This window comes from Methanocorpusculum vombati (assembly GCF_026891935.1).
GTDB classification, from domain to species: domain Archaea; phylum Halobacteriota; class Methanomicrobia; order Methanomicrobiales; family Methanocorpusculaceae; genus Methanocorpusculum; species Methanocorpusculum vombati.
In genome coordinates this window covers 222,548-239,848 of sequence record NZ_JAPTGC010000001.1, presented here as the reverse complement: position 1 = coordinate 239,848, position 17,301 = coordinate 222,548, and the positions used below count along the sequence as shown (strand labels likewise).

Here is a 17,301-nt window from a genome sequence, read left to right as displayed (position 1 = left end):
GTTCTGGTATGTGTTCCGCAGGCGGACCAATCGACGTTGACTTCAACGACCCTCTGAAAGGAAAAGGCAAAAAATACCGGTGCAACGAGTGCGGTCAGACCTTCACCGGCCTCGGCAGGCATCCGATGTGCCCCTCCTGCCAGTCCGAGGACGTCACCGAGATCTAACCAATGGAAAAAACGATCCGAATCCCGTTTTCCGGGAACAACCCGATCCTCATCAGAGGACGCTCCTCTTTTTTACTCGCGGCATGCGTCCGGGAAAAATTTCCGCTGATCATCGAAACCGACACGGAAGAACTCGTACAGGGCATCTATCCGGGCGACCTCATCATCGTCTCCGCACCGGAAGGCGGCGAGATTGCACCGGCCCTGTACCTGCTGGAGATGGTGAAAACGTATCACACGCCGGTGATAGCCCTGGGAAAAGATCATCCCGCAAGCCGCAGACTCTCCTACGTCGTCTCCGCCGCAGAACGGATTGAGATGCGGTGCGGTATCCGGCGCGGCACACACCCCGACCAGCATCTGCTCTGTGCCGCAGACGAGCTCACCGGTATGATACTGTATGCCGACGGTGCAGAACTGGTGATCGAACACTGCCGCGGAGAGATCACCGCAGCAGTGCTCGCGTGGAACCTGTCTCTTACCGAAGAAAAAATGGGATAAAAATTCAGACCGCGACCGCCGGCAGCCGTTCGGCTTTTCGCATCAGAAACAGCAGTGCAAGAAGCACACAGCCGTTTGCCGCAAGAACCGCACCGATCACAAGACCCGGAATCAGCGTTGTTGTAAGCATCGAGACACCAAACACAATCGTTAACACATTCATTACGATCTGCAGTACCAGCATCTGAAGAACAAACCGGGGAACCGGCACATCCGTCGCCGGAGCACTCTTCATCATCACCGCGATTCTGCCAAGTCCGAGAACACCGCCGAGAATATTGACGCCTGCAATCAGAAGCGTTGCAATCACCAGCAGAACGTCCGGGATGAGACAGCAGATAACTCCGACCACTCCCAGAAGACAGCCGGCACCCACAACCAGATGCGTCCGGGAAAACACACCAACCGGCGTCTCTCCAAGAAGCATCATCTGCATCGAAAAGATCACCAGCAGCAGACCAAGCTGGGCACTTGCTGCGAACGGCAGCAGACCAAGGCTCACCGGAATCAGCAGAACACCCAGAACAACCATGAACACACCGATCAAAAGCAGCATCACATTTCCGATCGACAGACTGACCGAACCCGCAGGCTCCGTCTGCGGATACTTCTGATACACCTGCCGGAGCACACATGCAAGAGCAGTACCGGCAACTCCGTACCCAAGCACGGCAATACACATCACAAGCCCGGCAACCAGACTCTGGAAGATCAGAATGACTGCGAGAACCACGGAAAAGAGATAGACCGTAGTGCGCAGAACAGCAAGTTTCCCAAGAAGCGGATCAGCTGCCCTGCGAACCCGCTCCTCCTCACGCATCAGATACATCTGTACCAGCTGCACCGCCCCGCCCAAACCGAGGAACAGAATCAGCAGCAGACGCGGAACATCTCCGAAGAGACCGGGAATGAAACAGACAACAATGCCGAAAACCGCAACTGCGACGCCGAACAAAACCACCGGCAGACTCCGGTGCACATCCCCGAACGGAGACTTTCCCAGTGCAAGTATCTGCAAAGCCGCAACAATGATCAAAAGACCGAACAACCCTTCCTCATAGTAGGGAAGAAGACCTGCATACACAGGAAAAAGCAGAACGCCGAGAATCAGCATCACAAGTCCCATCAGCAGGAGCACAACCACTTCAGCCGGCAGAGTATTTTTCTGCAGAAGCCGGATATCACCATTCATTATGGTTAGGTCTTTTTGCTGTTTTCCGTATTATAGATTTTGACACATATGAATAACCCTATATAGAGAACGAATTTCAAATACAAAAACAATAAATAAGAAAAATCCGTAGTACATACTATCTGACCGGAGAAAAACCCGATGACGGACGAAACAGCATTTATACAAAAATACGGAAATATCCTGGGCCGCGGGAAAACGGCACTGATCTGTGGAACAGATGATGTTGTCGCAAAAATTTACGTGGAAGGATTCGCGAAACAGGAGATATTCCATGAAGCTTATCTGATGGCCCAGGTGGAACAGTCTGACCTGCCGGTTCCCAAAGTGTACGGCATTGAGCAGTGCGGCTCACGATATGTACTGAAGATGGGCCGGGCCAAAGGCAGAAGTCTGGGAGAACTTCTCCTCACCGGAGAGATAACACCGGAAGCGTGTATGGATATACTAACTCCTCTGCAGGTACAGATGCATCAGATTCAGATCCCTGAAACCTTCCTCCCGATGAAAAAAAGCACATTATACACGAACATCAGGTACAACCCCCTGCTCACCGATGCAGAGAAAGAGGAACTGCTGAACCTGCTGGGCACTCTGCCGGACGGGCACTCCCTCTGTCACGGGGATTTCCATGCCGGAAACGTACAGTCGGACGGCGAAAACTATAGTATTCTTGACTGGGCGGAGGTCTCCTCCGGTCCTGCGGCCTCGGATGCCTGCCGGACTTATCTCGACTATAAGTATCTGGGAAAGTACCTCATGCCCGAAGAGCTTGCCGAACGGATGGCAGAACTGTTCCTGGAAAAATACACCGCGGCCAGCGGTATCTCCCGCGACGAGATCTTTGCCTGGCTGCCGATCACTGCGGCGGGACTGTACGGGTTTGTGCAGGATAAGGAGATGAATCAGGAACTGCGCTCCGTCGTACTGGCCAGAGGTACGCAGGGATGACCAAAGCGTTTGCAGGAAAAATCTGTATTGTAACCGGCGGATGTTCGGGGATCGGTCTTGCCGTTGGTGAGGCGCTGCTGAAACGCGGTGCGGTTGTGTATCTTGCCGATCTCTCAGAACACAATGTTGAGAGAACCCGCGAAAAGATGAAGGCACAGTCAAATGCCAGATGTGCTGTTGTCGACGTAACACGGCAGGAGGAGATTGCCGGTCTTATCCGCAGCGCGGCCGCGGAGAACGGGCGGCTGGATTACCTGTTCAACAACGCAGGTATTGGCGCGACGATGCCGTTTGAGCGGGTAACGCTTGCAACGTGGGAGAAAGTCATCAACATAAATCTCTGGGGAGTTATTTACGGCATTGATGCGGCGTTTCCGATTATGGAAAAGCAGGGATTCGGCCATATCGTAAACACCTCCTCCCTCGCAGGTGTGATAGCCCCCCCGTATCAGGCGGTGTACTGCGCAAGCAAGTATGCCGTCACCGGTCTTGGCGAGGCGCTGCGGTATGAACTTGCCCACAAGGGAATTGCGGTGACGACGATCTGCCCCGGCAATGTGGCAACACCGATCTTCGGTGATGCCGCACCACCGGAGGATGCAATTCTGCCGGAAGATGCAGCCGAAATAATTCTTGCCGGGGTTGAACAGAAGAAAGGAATCGTAATCTTCCCGCGGAATATGGACACATTTGTCCGCCGGGGACAGATGCATCCCGAAGAGATAGAGCAGTGGATGTTTCAGGAAGCCGAGATCCGCCGGAAGGCGTATGCGGATCACGGAAACTACTACTGACTCAGGGCGAAAACAGCGTTGACTGCGTGTCCGTGGCCTGACGGCTGAGCAGGGAATCGATCTCCTCATGCCGCCAGAGAATGCCCGCCGCCTCACACTCCCGTGCAAAGAAGTCCCACAGTCCGGTGTCCGGCGACCCGCACCAGTACTGATCGCCGAACTCCCTCTCATACCGTTCGCGAAGACCGGGGAAGTAGGCATCAAGCCGGTCGTAGAAGTACGCCCGCTGACGATCGCGAAGCGAGACGGCAAAATGTTTTTCCGCATACACAAAGGCGGCCCCCGCCTCTGCGGCACGAGAGACGATCGCGGAAATATTTTCCTTCGTGTCGGTGATGAACGGCAGTACCGGCAGAAGAATGACACCGCACACAATATCTTCCGCAGAAAGTGTTTCGATCGCATGGAACCGATCCGAAGACCGCGGGACGTGCGGCTCGATCTTTTTTGCGAGTACATCGTCTGCGGCGGTGATCGTAATGTTCACCGCCGCGGGGGAATGAGCACCGATTGCAGCAAACAGATCCGCATCGCGGCAGACGAGATCGGATTTGGTGATCGCAACAACACCAAACCGGTAACGGTCGGCAAGCTGCAAAAACCCCCGCGTCAGCTCCTGATCGCGCTCGAACGGATTATAGGGATCACTCATCGCACCGGTAAGAATGGTGCCTTTCCGTTTCTTTTTGGACAGTTCACGTTCAAGAACACCAAGTGCATTCTCCTTCGCCCGGACAACGGAAAAGTCGTCGATGCCGTAACACGCACTCCGGGAGTCACAGTAGATGCAGGCATGCGGACAACCACGGTAGAGGTTTGCCGTGTAGTTTGAGGCAAACCATCCGTATTCCCGGTAGGGGGAGAGGATGGATTTTGCCGGAACGGTCTGCATAGATGATTCATCAGTTGACCAGAGCAGCAAAAAATATTGCGGACGTTACTTTTTCGTCCGCTCCCAGCCAAGCAGCAGCGCCGAGTTGATGATAACCAGCACCGATCCCACATTATGAATCAGTGCTCCCAGAATCGGGCCGATACTGCCGGTCACCGCAAGAACGATTGCCACGAAGTTCATCAGAAGCGCGAGCGCCAGATTGATCCGGATGGTCTGCATCACCTTCTTTGCAAGACCGAACAGATGCGGAATGTACCTGAGATCGTCGCGTACCAGAACAACATCCGCCGCGTCCACCGCGATATCACTGCCAATCCCGCCCATAGCAACTCCGGCGAATGCCCGTTTCAAGGCCGGAGCATCGTTCACGCCGTCACCGATCATTGCCACCCTGATGCCGTCTTCCTGATACCGGTCGATCATCTCCAGCTTTCCGGCCGGAAGGCATTCTGCATGCACATCGGAGATGCCCGCTGCCGTTGCAATGCGGGCGGCGGCTGTCTGATTGTCACCCGTGAGGAGAACGGGACAGACACCCATTGCCCGAACTGCATTCACCACCGATGGGGCATCCTCCCGCATCTGATCCGCCAGTGCGATGAACCCCGCCGGCCGGCTGTTTGCCGCAACGTACATGATTGTTGCTCCGTTCCGGACACATGCATCAGCCGCGCTGACAAGTTCAGGCGGGAGGAAAACATCCTGTTCGGCAAACAATTTCGGATTTCCGACGAGAACCGGAACCGCACCGCACTCTGCCACAACTCCTCTGCCCGGCAGCATCAGAAATGTATCCGGCTGGGGCGGCGCAGTTCCGTGCTGTCCGGTGTACCGGCGAACGATGGATTTTCCAAGAGGATGCTCTGATCTGATTTCCGCGGATGCGGCAAGCGATACCAGATCCTCTTCGGAGATGTCCGGATTGATGGAACACACCTGCGTAACCTCCGGTTTTCCGTAGGTCAGCGTTCCGGTTTTATCAAACATCAGGTATCTGACCATACTCAGTCGTTCGAGAGCATCGCCTTCCCGGATAAGAATGCCGAACTTTGTCGCATTGCCGATTCCGGCCATGATTGCCGTAGGCGTTGCAAGTACCATGGCACACGGGCAGAACACGACAAGCACGGTAACGGATCTGAGGATGTCGCCGGTAACCAGATAGGTGATAACAGCAACAGTAAGGGCTGCGGCAACAATCCAGGTCGCCCAGCGGTCGGCTGTTCTGACGATCTGTGCTTTACCCGCGTCGGCAGACTCGACCAGCCGAATCATTCTTGCAAGGGAACTGTCCTCGCCGACCTTCGTCGCACGCATGTCAAACGATCCGAACTGGTTGACCGTTCCGGAAAAGACTTCGTCGTCCGGCTGTTTGTCAACCGGCAGAGATTCGCCGGTCATCACCGACTGATCGATGGATGTGCATCCCGAAAGAAGAATGCCGTCGGAGACGATCGTCTCGCCCGGTAATACCCGGAGGACATCGCCGGTCTGTACTGTGTCTGCGGCAATGATTTTTTCTTCGCCGTTCTGCACAATCCGTGCGACGGGAGGTGTGAGGCTGATCAGTTTTTCAATACCGGCGCGTGCTTTGGCAACCGTCCGTTCTTCAAGATAGGATCCGATCTGCATGATGACAGCAATCTCCGCAGCGGCAAATGTTTCGCCGATGAGAACGGAAGCCACGAGCGCGATGGATACCAGAACATCAGCACGGATATCAAAACGGGTGACAAGTCCGGTCACCGCTTCGATGATGATCGGAATGCCGCAGAGAATGATTGCAATCCAGGCAGGGTCTGCGGGAAGATCTTTTCCCCAGAGGAAACTGATCAAAACTGCCGCGCCCGAGACGAGAATGAACAGAACGGTCCGGGTCTCTTCGTCACGCAGTTTTGATAGCATGTTTTCAAACATTTGTAGCACCAATCCCGATATACTTATGGGGGTATGGGTATATGTATGTTCTGAAAAACGTCCGGGAATGAAACTGATTTTCAGATACTACAAAAAGAGAGGATGAACCTGTCAGCTCATCCGCGAAAAATGCTCGATTGCTTTGGCGAACTCGGCAACGGTTTTTTCTGCGTCGCCGTGTTCGATGCCGTCTTTTACGCAGTGGTTCAGATGACCCTCAAGCACGATCTGCCCGACTTTGTGCATCGCCGACTTTGCTGCATTGATCTGGATCAGAATGTCCTCGCACGGCACATCCTCATCGATCATCTTATCGATTGCGTTCAGCTGTCCGATGATTTTTTTCAGCCGGCGGTGGAGATTGGGAGAGTCCATACATTGACGCATGAGGATTACCTGCTTTATAGTTAGTGGTGGGTAAGAGATGATAAAGCCGCTTATCTCCGGTATCCTTCGAGCAGCAGCGTTGCAATATTTTTCACCGGGAGTCCCGTTACCTGATGCAGGTGGAACTCACAGAACGGGCAGACGGTCACAATAAAGTCGGCTCCTGTCTTTTTGACCATCTCGGCACGAACGGCTCCGATGGCGGCGGCTTCCTCGGGATGACCGGACTTCACGCCGCCTCCCGCACCGCAGCAGCGTGCCGGCAGGTCGACGAAGGTCTCTGCAACGCTTCGCAGGAGTTCCCTCGGCTGTTCGCTGATGCCCTGGCCGCGAAGCAGGTGGCAGGGGTCGTGATAGGTGTAGGTTCCGGCAACTTTCTCTGGCGGGACAAATCCGATCTCGCAGAGGTACTCGGTGATGTCGGCGACCCGGAACGGGGTGTCGTAGTCGTTTTTGAGAGTCGAGCCGCATCCGGCACACATGGTGAGCACGGTGTCAACCCCGGCTTTCACGAATGCCGCAATGTTGCGCTGCATTAACTCCGGTACAAAACCGGAAAGACCGGTGCGGATCAGCGGCGACCCGCAGCAGACCTGATCTTTGGGGATGACCACGCGGATACCGTTTTTGCGAAGCACCTCCATCGCATCCAGTGCCGGCTGAATCACTCTGCCGTTGAACATGCAGCCGACGAAGAACCCGACCGTGGCACGGACTTCGCCTTCGGGTTCGATGACATTCGGCACGCGTTCGAGGAACGGCGTCTCCTTCCGCTCGACCGACCGTCCCGTCTCTTCAACCAGCCGGGCAAGCGCCCGGTGCGCCGGAAGAGACAGACCCCGTTTCGCAGCCTCGGCCCGGAGTTTTTCCACCGCTTTTCTTGGAGTCTCGATTCCCTTCGGGCAGACCTCCACACATTTGTGGCAGGTTGTGCAGGCAAACAGTCCTTTTGCGATCGCCTCTTCGATGCGGTCACCACAATCCCGCGGATCAAGGTTCAGCCGCTGTTCCTGCCGCATGACAGTCGGACCCGCATACTCGGAAGCTGCAAACGCGGGGCAGGATGAGATGCAGCTGTAGCATTCGATACATTCGCGCAGGGGTTTGATCTCCTCAATTGTTTCGTGCGTCACCTCACAGCCGCAGACGGGGGCATCGCCCCCGGCCACTCCGGGATTCAGCCAGGCGAGCTGTGCCATCACGGGCGCTATGTCGGTGATGAGGTCCCGGATGCGGGGCAGTTCGAGCGGTTCGATGAGGTCGTTTTCGTGTGCCTCTTCCATGCAGGCGAGTCCCGGTTCTCCGTTGATCCGGACGGCACAGGAGCCGCACTGGCCGGCACGGCAGCAGTGGCGGTAGCCGAGTGTCGGATCGACCTCGTCCCGCACCGCGTCCAAAACATTGAGAATCCTTGCCCCGTCCTCAACGCGGACATCATACGTCTCCGTGTGCGGCACAGCATCCGTGTTTGGATCAAACCGCGAGATATGTACCTTCACAGCCGTCCCTCCAGAATCTCAATGCCGGACTTCGCCTTTGAGAAGAACGTGTGACCAAACGGCGAGGTCTCATTCGTCCACGATGTTTTGATATCGGTCCGCGTGTGTGCCCCGCGTGACTCGCGGCGGAGCAGTGCGCCGTCGATCACAAGAGACGCAACGAGCAGCATATTTTCCGTGATGACCGCGTCACTGATCTCACGCGGCGAGGAAATACAAAGAGGCGTCGCCCTGAGTTTTGCAATGTCGCGTTCGGCAACCTTCAGATCAAGTTCGTTGCGGTAGATGCCGACATTGTTCCACATGATCCGTTTCATCGACCGGCGAACCTCCGCAGACGTCGCCTGTCCTTCGTACAGTTGCGCGATCCGTTCCTCGGCTGATGCGATCTGATCCGCATCAGCAGCACGTTTCGCGGAAGGCTGCACTGCGGCGGCAGCACGCCCCGCACGACAACCGAACACCTGTGTATCGGCAAGGGCGTTACCGCCGAGACGGTTTGCACCATGTACACCGCCGGTCACTTCGCCTGCGGCGAAGAGATGCGGCAGTGTGGTGTGCGCCTCCGGCGTGATCCGCAGACCGCCCATAAAGTGATGGGCGGTCGGCGCAACCTCCATCGGACAGGTTCTGATATCGGTACCAAACTTGAGAAACTGTTCAAGCATGACCGGGAGACGGGTTTCGATCTGTTCTTTCGGGAGATGGGTTACATCAAGCCAGACGCCGCCGTGTTCGGTGCCGCGTCCTTCGAGAACTTCGGTGGCAATTGCCCGGGCAACCACATCGCGGGTGGACAACTCCATACGGGCCGGATCATACTTTTCCATGAACCGCTCACCCCTGGCGTTGAGGAGGAAACCTCCCTCACCCCGGACAGCCTCGGTGATGAGGCGGCCGCGGGTATCGTAGGGATACACCGCGCCGGTCGGGTGGAACTGGACCTGCTCCATATCAATAAGTTCCGCTCCCGCACGGTATCCGAGCGCATAGCCGTCACCGGTCCCTGCGGTGGAGTTGGTCGTCGTATCATACACCTGACCCGCACCGCCGGTTGCAAGCACTACCGCGTCCGCAGTGATGACACCGAGTTCCCCCTCGCGATCGCAGGTGATTGCACCCGAAACCGCATCGCCATCCTTCAGGAGATCGATGACGGTAAGTTCATCCCGGATCTCAACCGGGGAACCCCGGAGTTTTTCCAGAAGCGTCATCACCATCTCATGACCGGTATGATCACCGGCGTAGCAGGTACGAGGAAACCGCTGACCGCCGAACGGCCGCTGGGCGATCTCGTTTTCGCAGGTGAGATCAAACACCGCTCCCCACGTAAACAGATCGCGGATGCGGTTGGGAGCTTCGCGGGCAAGAACCTCGACAAGTGCGGGATCATTGAGGAAGGCCCCGCCTTTCATCGTGTCCTCGTAGTGTGTTGCAACGGAGTCTGCGGATTTCAGAACGGCATTGTATCCCCCTTCTGCCATGACCGTACAGCCGCCTTTACCGGTGATGGTCTTTGACACAATGATCGTTTCACCCGCAGCGGATGCGTCTGCGGCGGCGCGGATTCCCGCACCGCCGGAACCGATGACGAGTACATGACAGTCGCTTCTGTTTTCGATACCCATGGATCCCCTCTGATACTGTACTAATGGTTCTGCCGGAAAGATAAAAACGCGTGTCGGGGGAGAAAAAATATTTGGTTACCGGCGAGACAGCAGCAGACCTGCCGCACCGAGGAGGAACAAACCTGCAACCGGAACCGGGGTTTTGGTTGGCGCGGGGGGAACAGTAGCTGTCGGAACAGCAGCTGTGCCGGTTGGAGATTCGGTCGGGACGGTGACGGTTTCAACCGGAACCGGCTGAAGCGTGACACGGACATCCGCAACATCCCCTGCTTTGTACTCTTTGGTGATCGTGGAAATCACATACCCGTCCTTTGCAAGGCTCAGCGTGTGCGATCCGGGATATACTCCCGATATCTGCAGCCACTCCTTCCCGGACTGGGTGATTCCGACATAGTCGTCATCCAGAAACACCACCGCACCGGCAGGTTCGGAATGGACGCGGATACCAGCCTGCCGATCATCCTTTGTCTGATCCGAGTACACACCCACAATCTTGTCGGAGAGCACCTGAACCGTCGTGGTAAAGTCGTGATACCCGGCCTTCACCACACGGACATCATGCTCAACCGGAGAAAGATTCGGAATGGTCACAGTTCCGGACTTGACACTCGCATAGTACATGTCATCAATATAGACATCAACCTCGGGCATGGAGGAGGTGATCCCGATCGAGCCCGGACCTTTATAGAAATGCATCACCGCATCAACCTTCGTGGTCTCACCGGAACGGACAAAGACCTCGTCCGACCAGGTGAAGTACTCCGAGGACTGAATGCTGACCAGATGACTGCCCGGCCGGACCTCGGCGGTTCCGGGAGCGTCCATTACATACTTGTGATCGATGTACACCTGACCGCCGGTCGGGCTGGTGGTCACCGAGATATAGCCCGGTGCTTCATCTGCAGCAGCCGGGACGATGCAAAGTGCGGCAATCAGGATAAACAGCAGCGGGAGAACTGTGTGCTTCATAGAAAATCAATTCGCGCCGGAACGTTGTTAAGATGTCGGTCGGGAGAAAAAAGAAGGAGTTAGTACATCCGCCGGACGGCAAATACCGCGGCGGCTGCAAGACCCGCGAAAGCCAGAACCGGGAAGGGTGACTGTGTCGGCGCCGGAGGAACCGAAGCCGGAGACATGGTCACATCCTTTTCCACCGTCTGTCCGGCAGTGAAGACCACATACTCGGTCCAGTCGTTGTAGCCGGTATGTTTCAGCAGCACCGTGTGCCGGCCTTCGGAGATGTCGGAGAGATATACCGGCGTGTACCCGCGGAAGGCGTTGTCCACATATACCTCCGCACCGGAAGGAGTTGACGCCATATGGAGACCGGCATTACCTGACGGTGTCGGTGCACTCTGCGTCAGTGTTACACTCATGGTACGGATCTCGTTGGGAGACAACGTCACGGTTGAGGTGTAGGTGTTGTAACCGTCCAGTTTCAGCATAACCGCATGTGTTCCCGCCGTAAGCGGACCGATACTCATATAGTTCATTGAACTTCCCGAAGAGTAACCGGTGTTGCCGCAGTAGTTGCCGTCCACATACACCGCAGCCCCCGAGGGAGAGGACGCAATCTTCAGATAGGCGTCGGAACTGGTGACAAGGTTGGCATCAAGGTAAACAGTACTGCCCGTACTGACGGTCACCGTCTGCTGATATACCTCATAGCCGGAGTACACGACCTGTACTTCATGCGAGGTGCCGGCGGTAACGCTGATCACTTCCGGCGTGTTGTCGCGGTAGGTGCCGTCCACGTACACGTTCGCACCCGACGGTGTTGAGTGGACATTAATGTATCCGTAGGTAACGGACGGACCGAGAGAAGCATATACCTGCGCGGTGTCTCCGGAAGAAACACGATAGGTCCCGTACCAGGTGTCGTAGCCCGGTTTTTCCATGCGGATCGAATGGGAGCCTGCATCGACCGAGGCCACGAGCGGTGAGGTTCCTTTGTAGATACCGTCCACATAGACATTTGCACCGGACGGTGAGGAAGAGATATCAAGGTATCCGGTCAGGACCACGGGGGTCAGGACTGCATTGACGGTGATGTACTGATCAGTGTACACATCACCGATGTAGTGATGGTAATCATAGTACCCGTTTTTGGAAACAACAATATCGTGATCGATCGGGGTTGCCGTGGTATGTACGATGATGTTACAGGGGGTTGTGCCCTGATACGTTCCGGCGTCATAGACCTCGGCACCGGACGGCGATGAGGTCACACTGATCGTCGCCGTGGAGCCGCCTACGGAACCGCCGAGTGTTACCTCAGCCGCCGCAGGAGCAGCCAGCACCGCAACTGCGGCCAGCAGCACCAGCACAAGATAGAATTTGTTCATAACAAATGAATCATCGTTCGCAAAGATGAAATAGTCATCGGTCAGAGATACAAAGACGGCGTATCGCTTCTTCACCGGTCACACCGGTTTTTGCCCCGCGAAGTACGGCAGCAGGGGTTGCCGCGGAAACAGGGGATTTGAGGAGATCTTCAATGGTGAAGATGCCGGTAACCTTTGCCGCAGGAATGCTGAGTTTTTCAAAGACGGCAAGATCGAAAAATCCGCAGCCGACAAACCCGGCAGAGGATTTTGCAAAGATCAAGCGGGCAACTCCGAGGTCGAGGCAGTAGGCATCGGCAAAAACACCGGGACCGGTCAGGAGAGCATGGTCAGGGGAGAGGTACTCAATCTGCATGTGAGTTCATTTCGCATTCTTTCCTAAAACAGTTTGCCCGCCCCCCGATACGAAAAAAGTATGGGTCTGTACGGCACAGTTTATACCATGATTCGGGAGATACGGCTGTACGGCGATCCGGTTCTTGCAGCACCGGCAGAGACCGTACCGGAGATGACACAGGAAGTGCGGGATGTGCTGGCCGACATGTGGGACACAATGACCGCAAACCATTGTGTGGGTCTTTCCGCGCCGCAGATCGGTGTATCGCTCCGGCTGTTTGTGATCAATGCAGGCGGAATTGTGATCCGCGGTGCAAACCCGGAGGTACTCACGGAAGGTACGCCGGTTGAGGATATGGAGGGAAGTCCCTGCATTCCCGGCATCCAGCGTCCGGTACGGCGCCCGAGAAAAATTACGGTCCGGTATCTGGACGAGAGCGGGGAGGTTATCCGGTGCGAGCTGAAAGGTATTGCCGCCCGGGCATTCCTGCATGAGAAGGATCATCATGAGGGCGTGCTCTTTATTGATCATCTCCGGCCCGGTGTGCGAAAACTGATCCAAAAGGATCTGGACAGGATTGCAGGCAGCAGAACATAACGTTCCCAAACCAAAAACAGATATTCTCCCAGAGAAATACTACATTCCATGACCACCCCTCCATCCCCGGAAGAGATCGCCGCACTTGTCCCGAAGATCCGTGCGGACTCGGAGAAATTTGCAAAACTGAAAGGCTGGATACTGAACCCGAACACGCCCATCGCCGACTCGGTCATTGAGGGACTTGCCCGCAACAAGCTGATGCGGGGAAAGCGGTACTGTCCGTGCAGACTTCCAAGCGGCAACCCCGACGTTGACAAGCTCTATATCTGTCCCTGCCGGGAAGCGGAAAAGGATATAGAAACGGACGGCCACTGCCACTGCTGGTTCTATATGAAATAATTCTTTTTTCCCGCGGCAAGTAATTTATATTGATTAACTCCCATCACTATAGGATGGATAAAAAAGTGTTGTATGGGGCAGCAGGGCTTTGCCTTGTTTTTGCCATCCTGATGGCAGGGTGTGTGAACACTCCCGCCGAAGACGGCAAAAAAACCTATGTTGTTGGTATTGATGCAGAATATCCGCCGTTTTCGTACCTTGGTGACAACAGCGAGTTCGTTGGTTTTGATGTTGACTCCGTGAAGTGGATCGCAGAACAGAAGGGATTCAATGTCAAGATTCAGGGTGTTGCATGGGACGGAATCATTCCGGCGCTGCAGACCGGAAAGATTGACATGGTGTACTCCGGTATGTCCATTACGCCCGATCGGTTAGAGAAGGTAAACTTCACCATTCCGTACTGGCAGGTCAATCAGGGTATTGCCGTGAAGACCGGTTCTAATGTAACGATGGATCAGTTCACCAATGCCACTGTGGTTATCGGTGTGCAGCGCAGCTGTTCTGCAGACCAGTGGATGCAGAAGGCAAAAGACGAGGGCGGACTCTTCGGTGAGGAGAAGTACAACCAGCTGGTAAAGGACGGCAAGATCAAGCTGTTCGATTCCTTCCCGATGTCGATGGTTGCTCTTGAGCAGGGACTTGTTGACGCAGTTATCTTCGATGACGTAAACATCGAGAGCTACATCCAGGGCAAGCCGCAGTTCACGATGCTCGATGCTATTGAGACCGGCGAGTACTACGCGGTTGCTGTGCGCAAGGACGACAACGACCTCCGTGAACTGATGAACGCAGGCCTGAAGGACCTGATGGCATCCGAGAAGTGGAAAGAGCTGATTGCACAGTACATCGTCGAGGATGCAGCAGAGCCGACCGTTGAGCCGACGGCAAACGGGACGGTTGTCGCAAACACCACGCCGGTGAACACCACCGCGCCTGTTGCAACAGAGACCACTGCATAAGATGAGATAATCTGCCGACCGGCAGATTTTCTTTTTTTATCTCTGTCCGGATGATACGGACAGGTATTCGGGAAAATAGTCCTGGGTTATTCGATTGTCCGTACAACTTTTGCCGGTGTACCGACCGCGATGGTGTTCGGCGGGACGTCTTTTGTTACGACAGATGCAGCCCCGATGATGGCATTTTTTCCGATAGTGATGCCGGGCAGAACGGTGACTCCTGCCCCAATCCACACATTGTCCTCGATTGTGATCGGTTTGCAGACGGTGGTTCGCCGGTTGTTTGGATCAATCAGATGGTTAATGGTGATCAGATTCACCCGCGGGCCTATCAGAACATCATCACCGAGGGTGATTCCCCCACGGTCCATGAAGACGCAGTCAAAGTTGATGAACACCCGTCTGCCCACCCGGATATTTTTTCCGAAGTCGGTATGAAACGGCGGCAGAAGGCCGAAGGTTTCATCAACCCCGGCCCCCGTCAGCTGGGAGAAGAGGGATCGCACCTCCTCTTCTTCGTGGTATCCGGTGTTGAGTTCGGCGGTGATACGCTGGGCTTCACGGATGAGCCGGGAGATGGTGTCATAACCGGGTTCGTAAACGGAGACGGGAACGCCGGAACGGTCACGCTCAAGAATGTCAGGGGAGGGCATGAGTATATTCAGTATTTGATCTGCTGCAACAAAAGTATTCCAGAAAAAAGTGATGTGTGTTGTCAGTCAGGGGAGGAGAGACAAAATCCGGTGAGCCATATGCGCAGCATTTTCGCCGCCGTCCAGTGCCATACATGCAACCGGAACTCCCTTCGGCATCTGGGCAATAGAGAGCAGCGCATCAAGACCGCCCGCAAGTTTGCCCGACACCGGCACGCCAATCACGGGCTTTGTGGTTCTCGCCGCAACCACACCCGGAAGCGCCGCAGACATTCCTGCAATACAGATGAACACCTTCGCATCACTCTTCTTCACATAGGCGTCCAGCTTCTCCGCATCGCGGTGGGCGGAGAGAATCTGCATATCGTATGAAAGGGCATACTGCGCGAGCGTATTCACAACCTTATCGATAATAGCCTTATCTGATGCCGATCCGGCAATAACTGCAACATCTGCCATGCATATAAGTATTGTCTCTTCACATATATGTACAAACAGCCCTGATACCATGTATAACGAAACACTTCTCATGATGCCGGGACCGGTTCCGATGCCGGAGTCCGTCAGAAACGCGATGACAAAACAGGCAATCAACCACCGGAGCCGTGAGTTCGGTGACTGCTACGCAGATATTGTCCGCGTCTTAAAACCGGTGTTCGGCACCAAAAACGATATGCTTGTACTCTCCGGGTCGGGAACCGCAGGACAGGAAGCCGCAATCGGATCCTTTGCCAAAGGCAAGAAGGTTGCATCCCTGGTCAACGGAAAGTTCGGTGAGCGGCTCGGCCAGATTGCCGCAATCTACGGTGAGTCCGTGATGATTGAATCCGAATGGGGACACCCGTTAAACCTCGAAGGACTCAAAGAAGCTCTGGAGAACGGCGCGGAAGTCGTCACCCTCGTCCACAACGAAACCTCCGCAGCAATCCTCAACCCCGCAGAAGAGGTCGGAAAACTTGCACGCAAGTACGACGCACTCTTCATCCTTGACGCCATCACCTCAATTGGCGGAGACGTTGTCGAGGCGGACAAGTGGGGAGCGGATGTTGCAATCGTCGGCTCCCAGAAATGTCTTGCAGCACCAGCAGGACTTGCCGCAGTTTCCGTATCACAGCGTGCATGGGATCGCCTCTCCGAGACACGTCCCTTCTACCTTGACTTAAAGAAGGCAAAAAAATCCGCCGACGGCAACCCGATGGAGACGCCGACGACGCCTGCCGTGCCGCTCTTCCTCGCACTCCGCGAGGCATGCAGACTCATCGAAGAGGAAGGAATCGAAAACCGCATTGCACGCCACCACAAAATGTCCGCCGCCGTTCGTGCCGCAGGCGCCGCATGGGGACTTGCGCCCGTACCGCAGGTTGACGCGCTGCACAAAGCATCGAACACTGTTACCGGTTTCTTCTATCCGGCAGGTATTGAAGACTCCCAGATTCGCGGCGCCTGCAAGAAGATGGGCATTGAGTTTGCCGGAGGACAGGACCGCTTCAAAGGAAAGATCTTCCGTATCGGCAACATGGGTATCATCGACACACCGGAGATTCTCGCAACCGTTGCGGCTGTGCAGATGGCATTCAAAAAGGCCGGATACAAACTCGAGGGCGACGGTCTTGCCGCTGCAGTCGAGGTTTTGTCCTCATGATCATCGGTGTTGCAGACACAACGTTCGCCCGCGCCAACATGGGCGCCTTTGCCGTTGACGAACTGAAGAAGCACACGAGCGCCCGCATTATCCGCGTGACCGTTCCGGGAGTAAAGGATCTCCCGGTTGCCGCAAAAAAACTCATCGAAGAGGAAAAATGCGACATCGTCATGGCACTCGGAATGCCGGGCGGAAAAGATCAGGACAAAATCTGCGCCCATGAAGCATCGCAGGGAATCATGATGGCGCAGCTGATGACCAACAAACACATCATCGAGGTGTTCGTTCACGAAGACGAAGCAAAAGATGATGCAGAGCTTGCATGGCTTTTGGAACAGCGGACACGCGAACACGCGGTCAACGCGGTACTGATGCTGACACGTCCGCAGGATATGACAAAGCTCGCCGGAACCGGCCAGCGCCAGGGATTCGCTGATGCAGGGCCTGCCCGGCGGTAATATTTTTTGAAGGTTTGCAGAAAAGACTATATAATTT

At 55.3% G+C, this 17,301-nt stretch carries 20 protein-coding genes; 9 read left to right on the top strand and 11 right to left on the bottom strand.

Features of this window, described 5'->3' with window-relative positions:
• The first annotated feature begins 8 nt into the window (after positions 1 to 8).
• A complete protein-coding gene (locus O0S09_RS01245) occupies positions 9 to 167 on the top strand; it encodes a hypothetical protein (protein WP_268922069.1) in 159 nt (52 codons plus the stop codon).
• A gap of 3 nt (positions 168 to 170) precedes the next feature.
• The gene (locus tag O0S09_RS01240; protein WP_268922067.1) at positions 171 to 668 is read left to right on the top strand and encodes an alpha/beta hydrolase; all 498 of its coding nucleotides are present in this window, start codon (positions 171 to 173) and stop codon (positions 666 to 668) included.
• A gap of 4 nt (positions 669 to 672) precedes the next feature.
• Here O0S09_RS01240 and O0S09_RS01235 read toward each other — a convergent pair whose 3' ends face one another.
• Positions 673 to 1,860, bottom strand: coding sequence for a hypothetical protein (locus tag O0S09_RS01235; protein ID WP_268922066.1), 1,188 nt, complete (start codon positions 1,858 to 1,860; stop codon positions 673 to 675).
• Between the two features lie 141 nt (positions 1,861 to 2,001).
• Between O0S09_RS01235 and O0S09_RS01230 the strand changes: the two genes are divergently transcribed.
• On the top strand, positions 2,002 to 2,811 hold the full coding sequence (locus O0S09_RS01230) for a phosphotransferase family protein (RefSeq protein ID WP_268922065.1): 810 nt from the start codon (positions 2,002 to 2,004) through the stop codon (positions 2,809 to 2,811).
• Complete coding sequence (locus O0S09_RS01225) at positions 2,808 to 3,605, top strand: SDR family NAD(P)-dependent oxidoreductase (protein ID WP_268922063.1); 798 nt, start codon at positions 2,808 to 2,810, stop codon at positions 3,603 to 3,605. Before O0S09_RS01230 ends, O0S09_RS01225 begins: the two co-directional genes overlap by 4 nt.
• A 1-nt stretch (position 3,606) precedes the next feature.
• Here the strand turns inward: O0S09_RS01225 and O0S09_RS01220 are convergent, their stop codons facing one another.
• The 8 genes from O0S09_RS01220 to O0S09_RS01185 form a co-directional block, all read right to left on the bottom strand.
• A complete protein-coding gene (locus O0S09_RS01220; RefSeq protein WP_268922062.1) occupies positions 3,607 to 4,497 on the bottom strand; it encodes an SPL family radical SAM protein in 891 nt (296 codons plus the stop codon).
• Between the two features lie 45 nt (positions 4,498 to 4,542).
• Entirely contained in the window at positions 4,543 to 6,405 is a 1,863-nt protein-coding gene (locus O0S09_RS01215) for a heavy metal translocating P-type ATPase (RefSeq protein ID WP_268922061.1), read from the bottom strand.
• 123 nt (positions 6,406 to 6,528) lie between these two features.
• Positions 6,529 to 6,792, bottom strand: coding sequence for a metal-sensing transcriptional repressor (locus O0S09_RS01210; RefSeq protein WP_268922059.1), 264 nt, complete (start codon positions 6,790 to 6,792; stop codon positions 6,529 to 6,531).
• A gap of 62 nt (positions 6,793 to 6,854) precedes the next feature.
• A complete protein-coding gene (gene tfrB / locus O0S09_RS01205) occupies positions 6,855 to 8,303 on the bottom strand; it encodes a fumarate reductase (CoM/CoB) subunit TfrB (protein WP_268922058.1) in 1,449 nt (482 codons plus the stop codon).
• A complete protein-coding gene (gene tfrA / locus O0S09_RS01200) occupies positions 8,300 to 9,931 on the bottom strand; it encodes a fumarate reductase (CoM/CoB) subunit TfrA (protein WP_268922057.1) in 1,632 nt (543 codons plus the stop codon). The genes tfrB and tfrA overlap by 4 nt, the downstream gene beginning before the upstream one ends.
• 75 nt (positions 9,932 to 10,006) lie before the next feature.
• On the bottom strand, positions 10,007 to 10,900 hold the full coding sequence (locus tag O0S09_RS01195) for a PEGA domain-containing protein (RefSeq protein WP_268922056.1): 894 nt from the start codon (positions 10,898 to 10,900) through the stop codon (positions 10,007 to 10,009).
• A 59-nt stretch (positions 10,901 to 10,959) separates the two neighbouring features.
• Positions 10,960 to 12,351 (bottom strand): PEGA domain-containing protein, encoded by a 1,392-nt coding sequence (locus O0S09_RS01190; RefSeq protein WP_268922055.1) that lies wholly within the window; start codon positions 12,349 to 12,351, stop codon positions 10,960 to 10,962.
• Positions 12,311 to 12,631 (bottom strand): YunC family protein, encoded by a 321-nt coding sequence (locus O0S09_RS01185; RefSeq protein WP_268922054.1) that lies wholly within the window; start codon positions 12,629 to 12,631, stop codon positions 12,311 to 12,313. Before O0S09_RS01185 ends, O0S09_RS01190 begins: the two co-directional genes overlap by 41 nt.
• 87 nt (positions 12,632 to 12,718) lie before the next feature.
• Between O0S09_RS01185 and O0S09_RS01180 the strand changes: the two genes are divergently transcribed.
• Genes O0S09_RS01180 through O0S09_RS01170 form a run of 3 tightly spaced genes read left to right on the top strand, consistent with a single transcriptional unit; the run spans position 12,719 to position 14,511 of the window.
• The gene (locus tag O0S09_RS01180; RefSeq protein ID WP_268922053.1) at positions 12,719 to 13,210 is read left to right on the top strand and encodes a peptide deformylase; all 492 of its coding nucleotides are present in this window, start codon (positions 12,719 to 12,721) and stop codon (positions 13,208 to 13,210) included.
• Positions 13,211 to 13,258: 48 nt separating this feature from the next.
• A complete protein-coding gene (locus O0S09_RS01175) occupies positions 13,259 to 13,552 on the top strand; it encodes a ferredoxin-thioredoxin reductase catalytic domain-containing protein (protein WP_268922052.1) in 294 nt (97 codons plus the stop codon).
• A gap of 53 nt (positions 13,553 to 13,605) precedes the next feature.
• Positions 13,606 to 14,511 carry a transporter substrate-binding domain-containing protein gene (locus tag O0S09_RS01170; RefSeq protein WP_268922051.1) on the top strand — a complete coding sequence of 302 codons (906 nt, stop codon included), beginning with the start codon at positions 13,606 to 13,608 and terminating at the stop codon, positions 14,509 to 14,511.
• Positions 14,512 to 14,597: 86 nt separating this feature from the next.
• Here O0S09_RS01170 and O0S09_RS01165 read toward each other — a convergent pair whose 3' ends face one another.
• Complete coding sequence (locus O0S09_RS01165) at positions 14,598 to 15,164, bottom strand: sugar O-acetyltransferase (protein ID WP_268922050.1); 567 nt, start codon at positions 15,162 to 15,164, stop codon at positions 14,598 to 14,600.
• 66 nt (positions 15,165 to 15,230) lie between these two features.
• Positions 15,231 to 15,623 carry a 5-(carboxyamino)imidazole ribonucleotide mutase gene (locus O0S09_RS01160; protein WP_268922049.1) on the bottom strand — a complete coding sequence of 131 codons (393 nt, stop codon included), beginning with the start codon at positions 15,621 to 15,623 and terminating at the stop codon, positions 15,231 to 15,233.
• A gap of 49 nt (positions 15,624 to 15,672) precedes the next feature.
• Here O0S09_RS01160 and O0S09_RS01155 point away from each other — a divergent pair, with 49 nt between their 5' ends.
• Both O0S09_RS01155 and ribC read left to right on the top strand, forming a co-directional pair.
• Positions 15,673 to 16,806 carry a pyridoxal-phosphate-dependent aminotransferase family protein gene (locus tag O0S09_RS01155; protein ID WP_268922048.1) on the top strand — a complete coding sequence of 378 codons (1,134 nt, stop codon included), beginning with the start codon at positions 15,673 to 15,675 and terminating at the stop codon, positions 16,804 to 16,806.
• Positions 16,803 to 17,264 carry a riboflavin synthase gene (gene ribC, locus O0S09_RS01150; RefSeq protein WP_268922047.1) on the top strand — a complete coding sequence of 154 codons (462 nt, stop codon included), beginning with the start codon at positions 16,803 to 16,805 and terminating at the stop codon, positions 17,262 to 17,264. The genes O0S09_RS01155 and ribC overlap by 4 nt, the downstream gene beginning before the upstream one ends.
• The last annotated feature ends 37 nt before the right edge of the window (positions 17,265 to 17,301 follow it).

Bases quoted from the DNA above. Each gene is read 5' to 3' on its own strand.
- O0S09_RS01245 (WP_268922069.1), top strand. From the start codon at position 9: ATGTGTTCCGCAGGCGGACCAATCGACGTTGACTTCAACGACCCTCTG.
- O0S09_RS01240 (WP_268922067.1), top strand. From the start codon at position 171: ATGGAAAAAACGATCCGAATCCCGTTTTCCGGGAACAACCCGATCCTC.
- O0S09_RS01235 (WP_268922066.1), bottom strand. From the start codon at position 1,860: ATGAATGGTGATATCCGGCTTCTGCAGAAAAATACTCTGCCGGCTGAA.
- O0S09_RS01230 (WP_268922065.1), top strand. From the start codon at position 2,002: ATGACGGACGAAACAGCATTTATACAAAAATACGGAAATATCCTGGGC.
- O0S09_RS01225 (WP_268922063.1), top strand. From the start codon at position 2,808: ATGACCAAAGCGTTTGCAGGAAAAATCTGTATTGTAACCGGCGGATGT.
- O0S09_RS01220 (WP_268922062.1), bottom strand. From the start codon at position 4,497: ATGCAGACCGTTCCGGCAAAATCCATCCTCTCCCCCTACCGGGAATAC.
- O0S09_RS01215 (WP_268922061.1), bottom strand. From the start codon at position 6,405: ATGCTATCAAAACTGCGTGACGAAGAGACCCGGACCGTTCTGTTCATT.
- O0S09_RS01210 (WP_268922059.1), bottom strand. From the start codon at position 6,792: ATGGACTCTCCCAATCTCCACCGCCGGCTGAAAAAAATCATCGGACAG.
- tfrA (WP_268922057.1), bottom strand. From the start codon at position 9,931: ATGGGTATCGAAAACAGAAGCGACTGTCATGTACTCGTCATCGGTTCC.
- O0S09_RS01195 (WP_268922056.1), bottom strand. From the start codon at position 10,900: ATGAAGCACACAGTTCTCCCGCTGCTGTTTATCCTGATTGCCGCACTT.
- O0S09_RS01185 (WP_268922054.1), bottom strand. From the start codon at position 12,631: ATGCAGATTGAGTACCTCTCCCCTGACCATGCTCTCCTGACCGGTCCC.
- O0S09_RS01180 (WP_268922053.1), top strand. From the start codon at position 12,719: ATGATTCGGGAGATACGGCTGTACGGCGATCCGGTTCTTGCAGCACCG.
- O0S09_RS01175 (WP_268922052.1), top strand. From the start codon at position 13,259: ATGACCACCCCTCCATCCCCGGAAGAGATCGCCGCACTTGTCCCGAAG.
- O0S09_RS01170 (WP_268922051.1), top strand. From the start codon at position 13,606: ATGGATAAAAAAGTGTTGTATGGGGCAGCAGGGCTTTGCCTTGTTTTT.
- O0S09_RS01165 (WP_268922050.1), bottom strand. From the start codon at position 15,164: ATGCCCTCCCCTGACATTCTTGAGCGTGACCGTTCCGGCGTTCCCGTC.
- O0S09_RS01160 (WP_268922049.1), bottom strand. From the start codon at position 15,623: ATGGCAGATGTTGCAGTTATTGCCGGATCGGCATCAGATAAGGCTATT.
- O0S09_RS01155 (WP_268922048.1), top strand. From the start codon at position 15,673: ATGTATAACGAAACACTTCTCATGATGCCGGGACCGGTTCCGATGCCG.
- ribC (WP_268922047.1), top strand. From the start codon at position 16,803: ATGATCATCGGTGTTGCAGACACAACGTTCGCCCGCGCCAACATGGGC.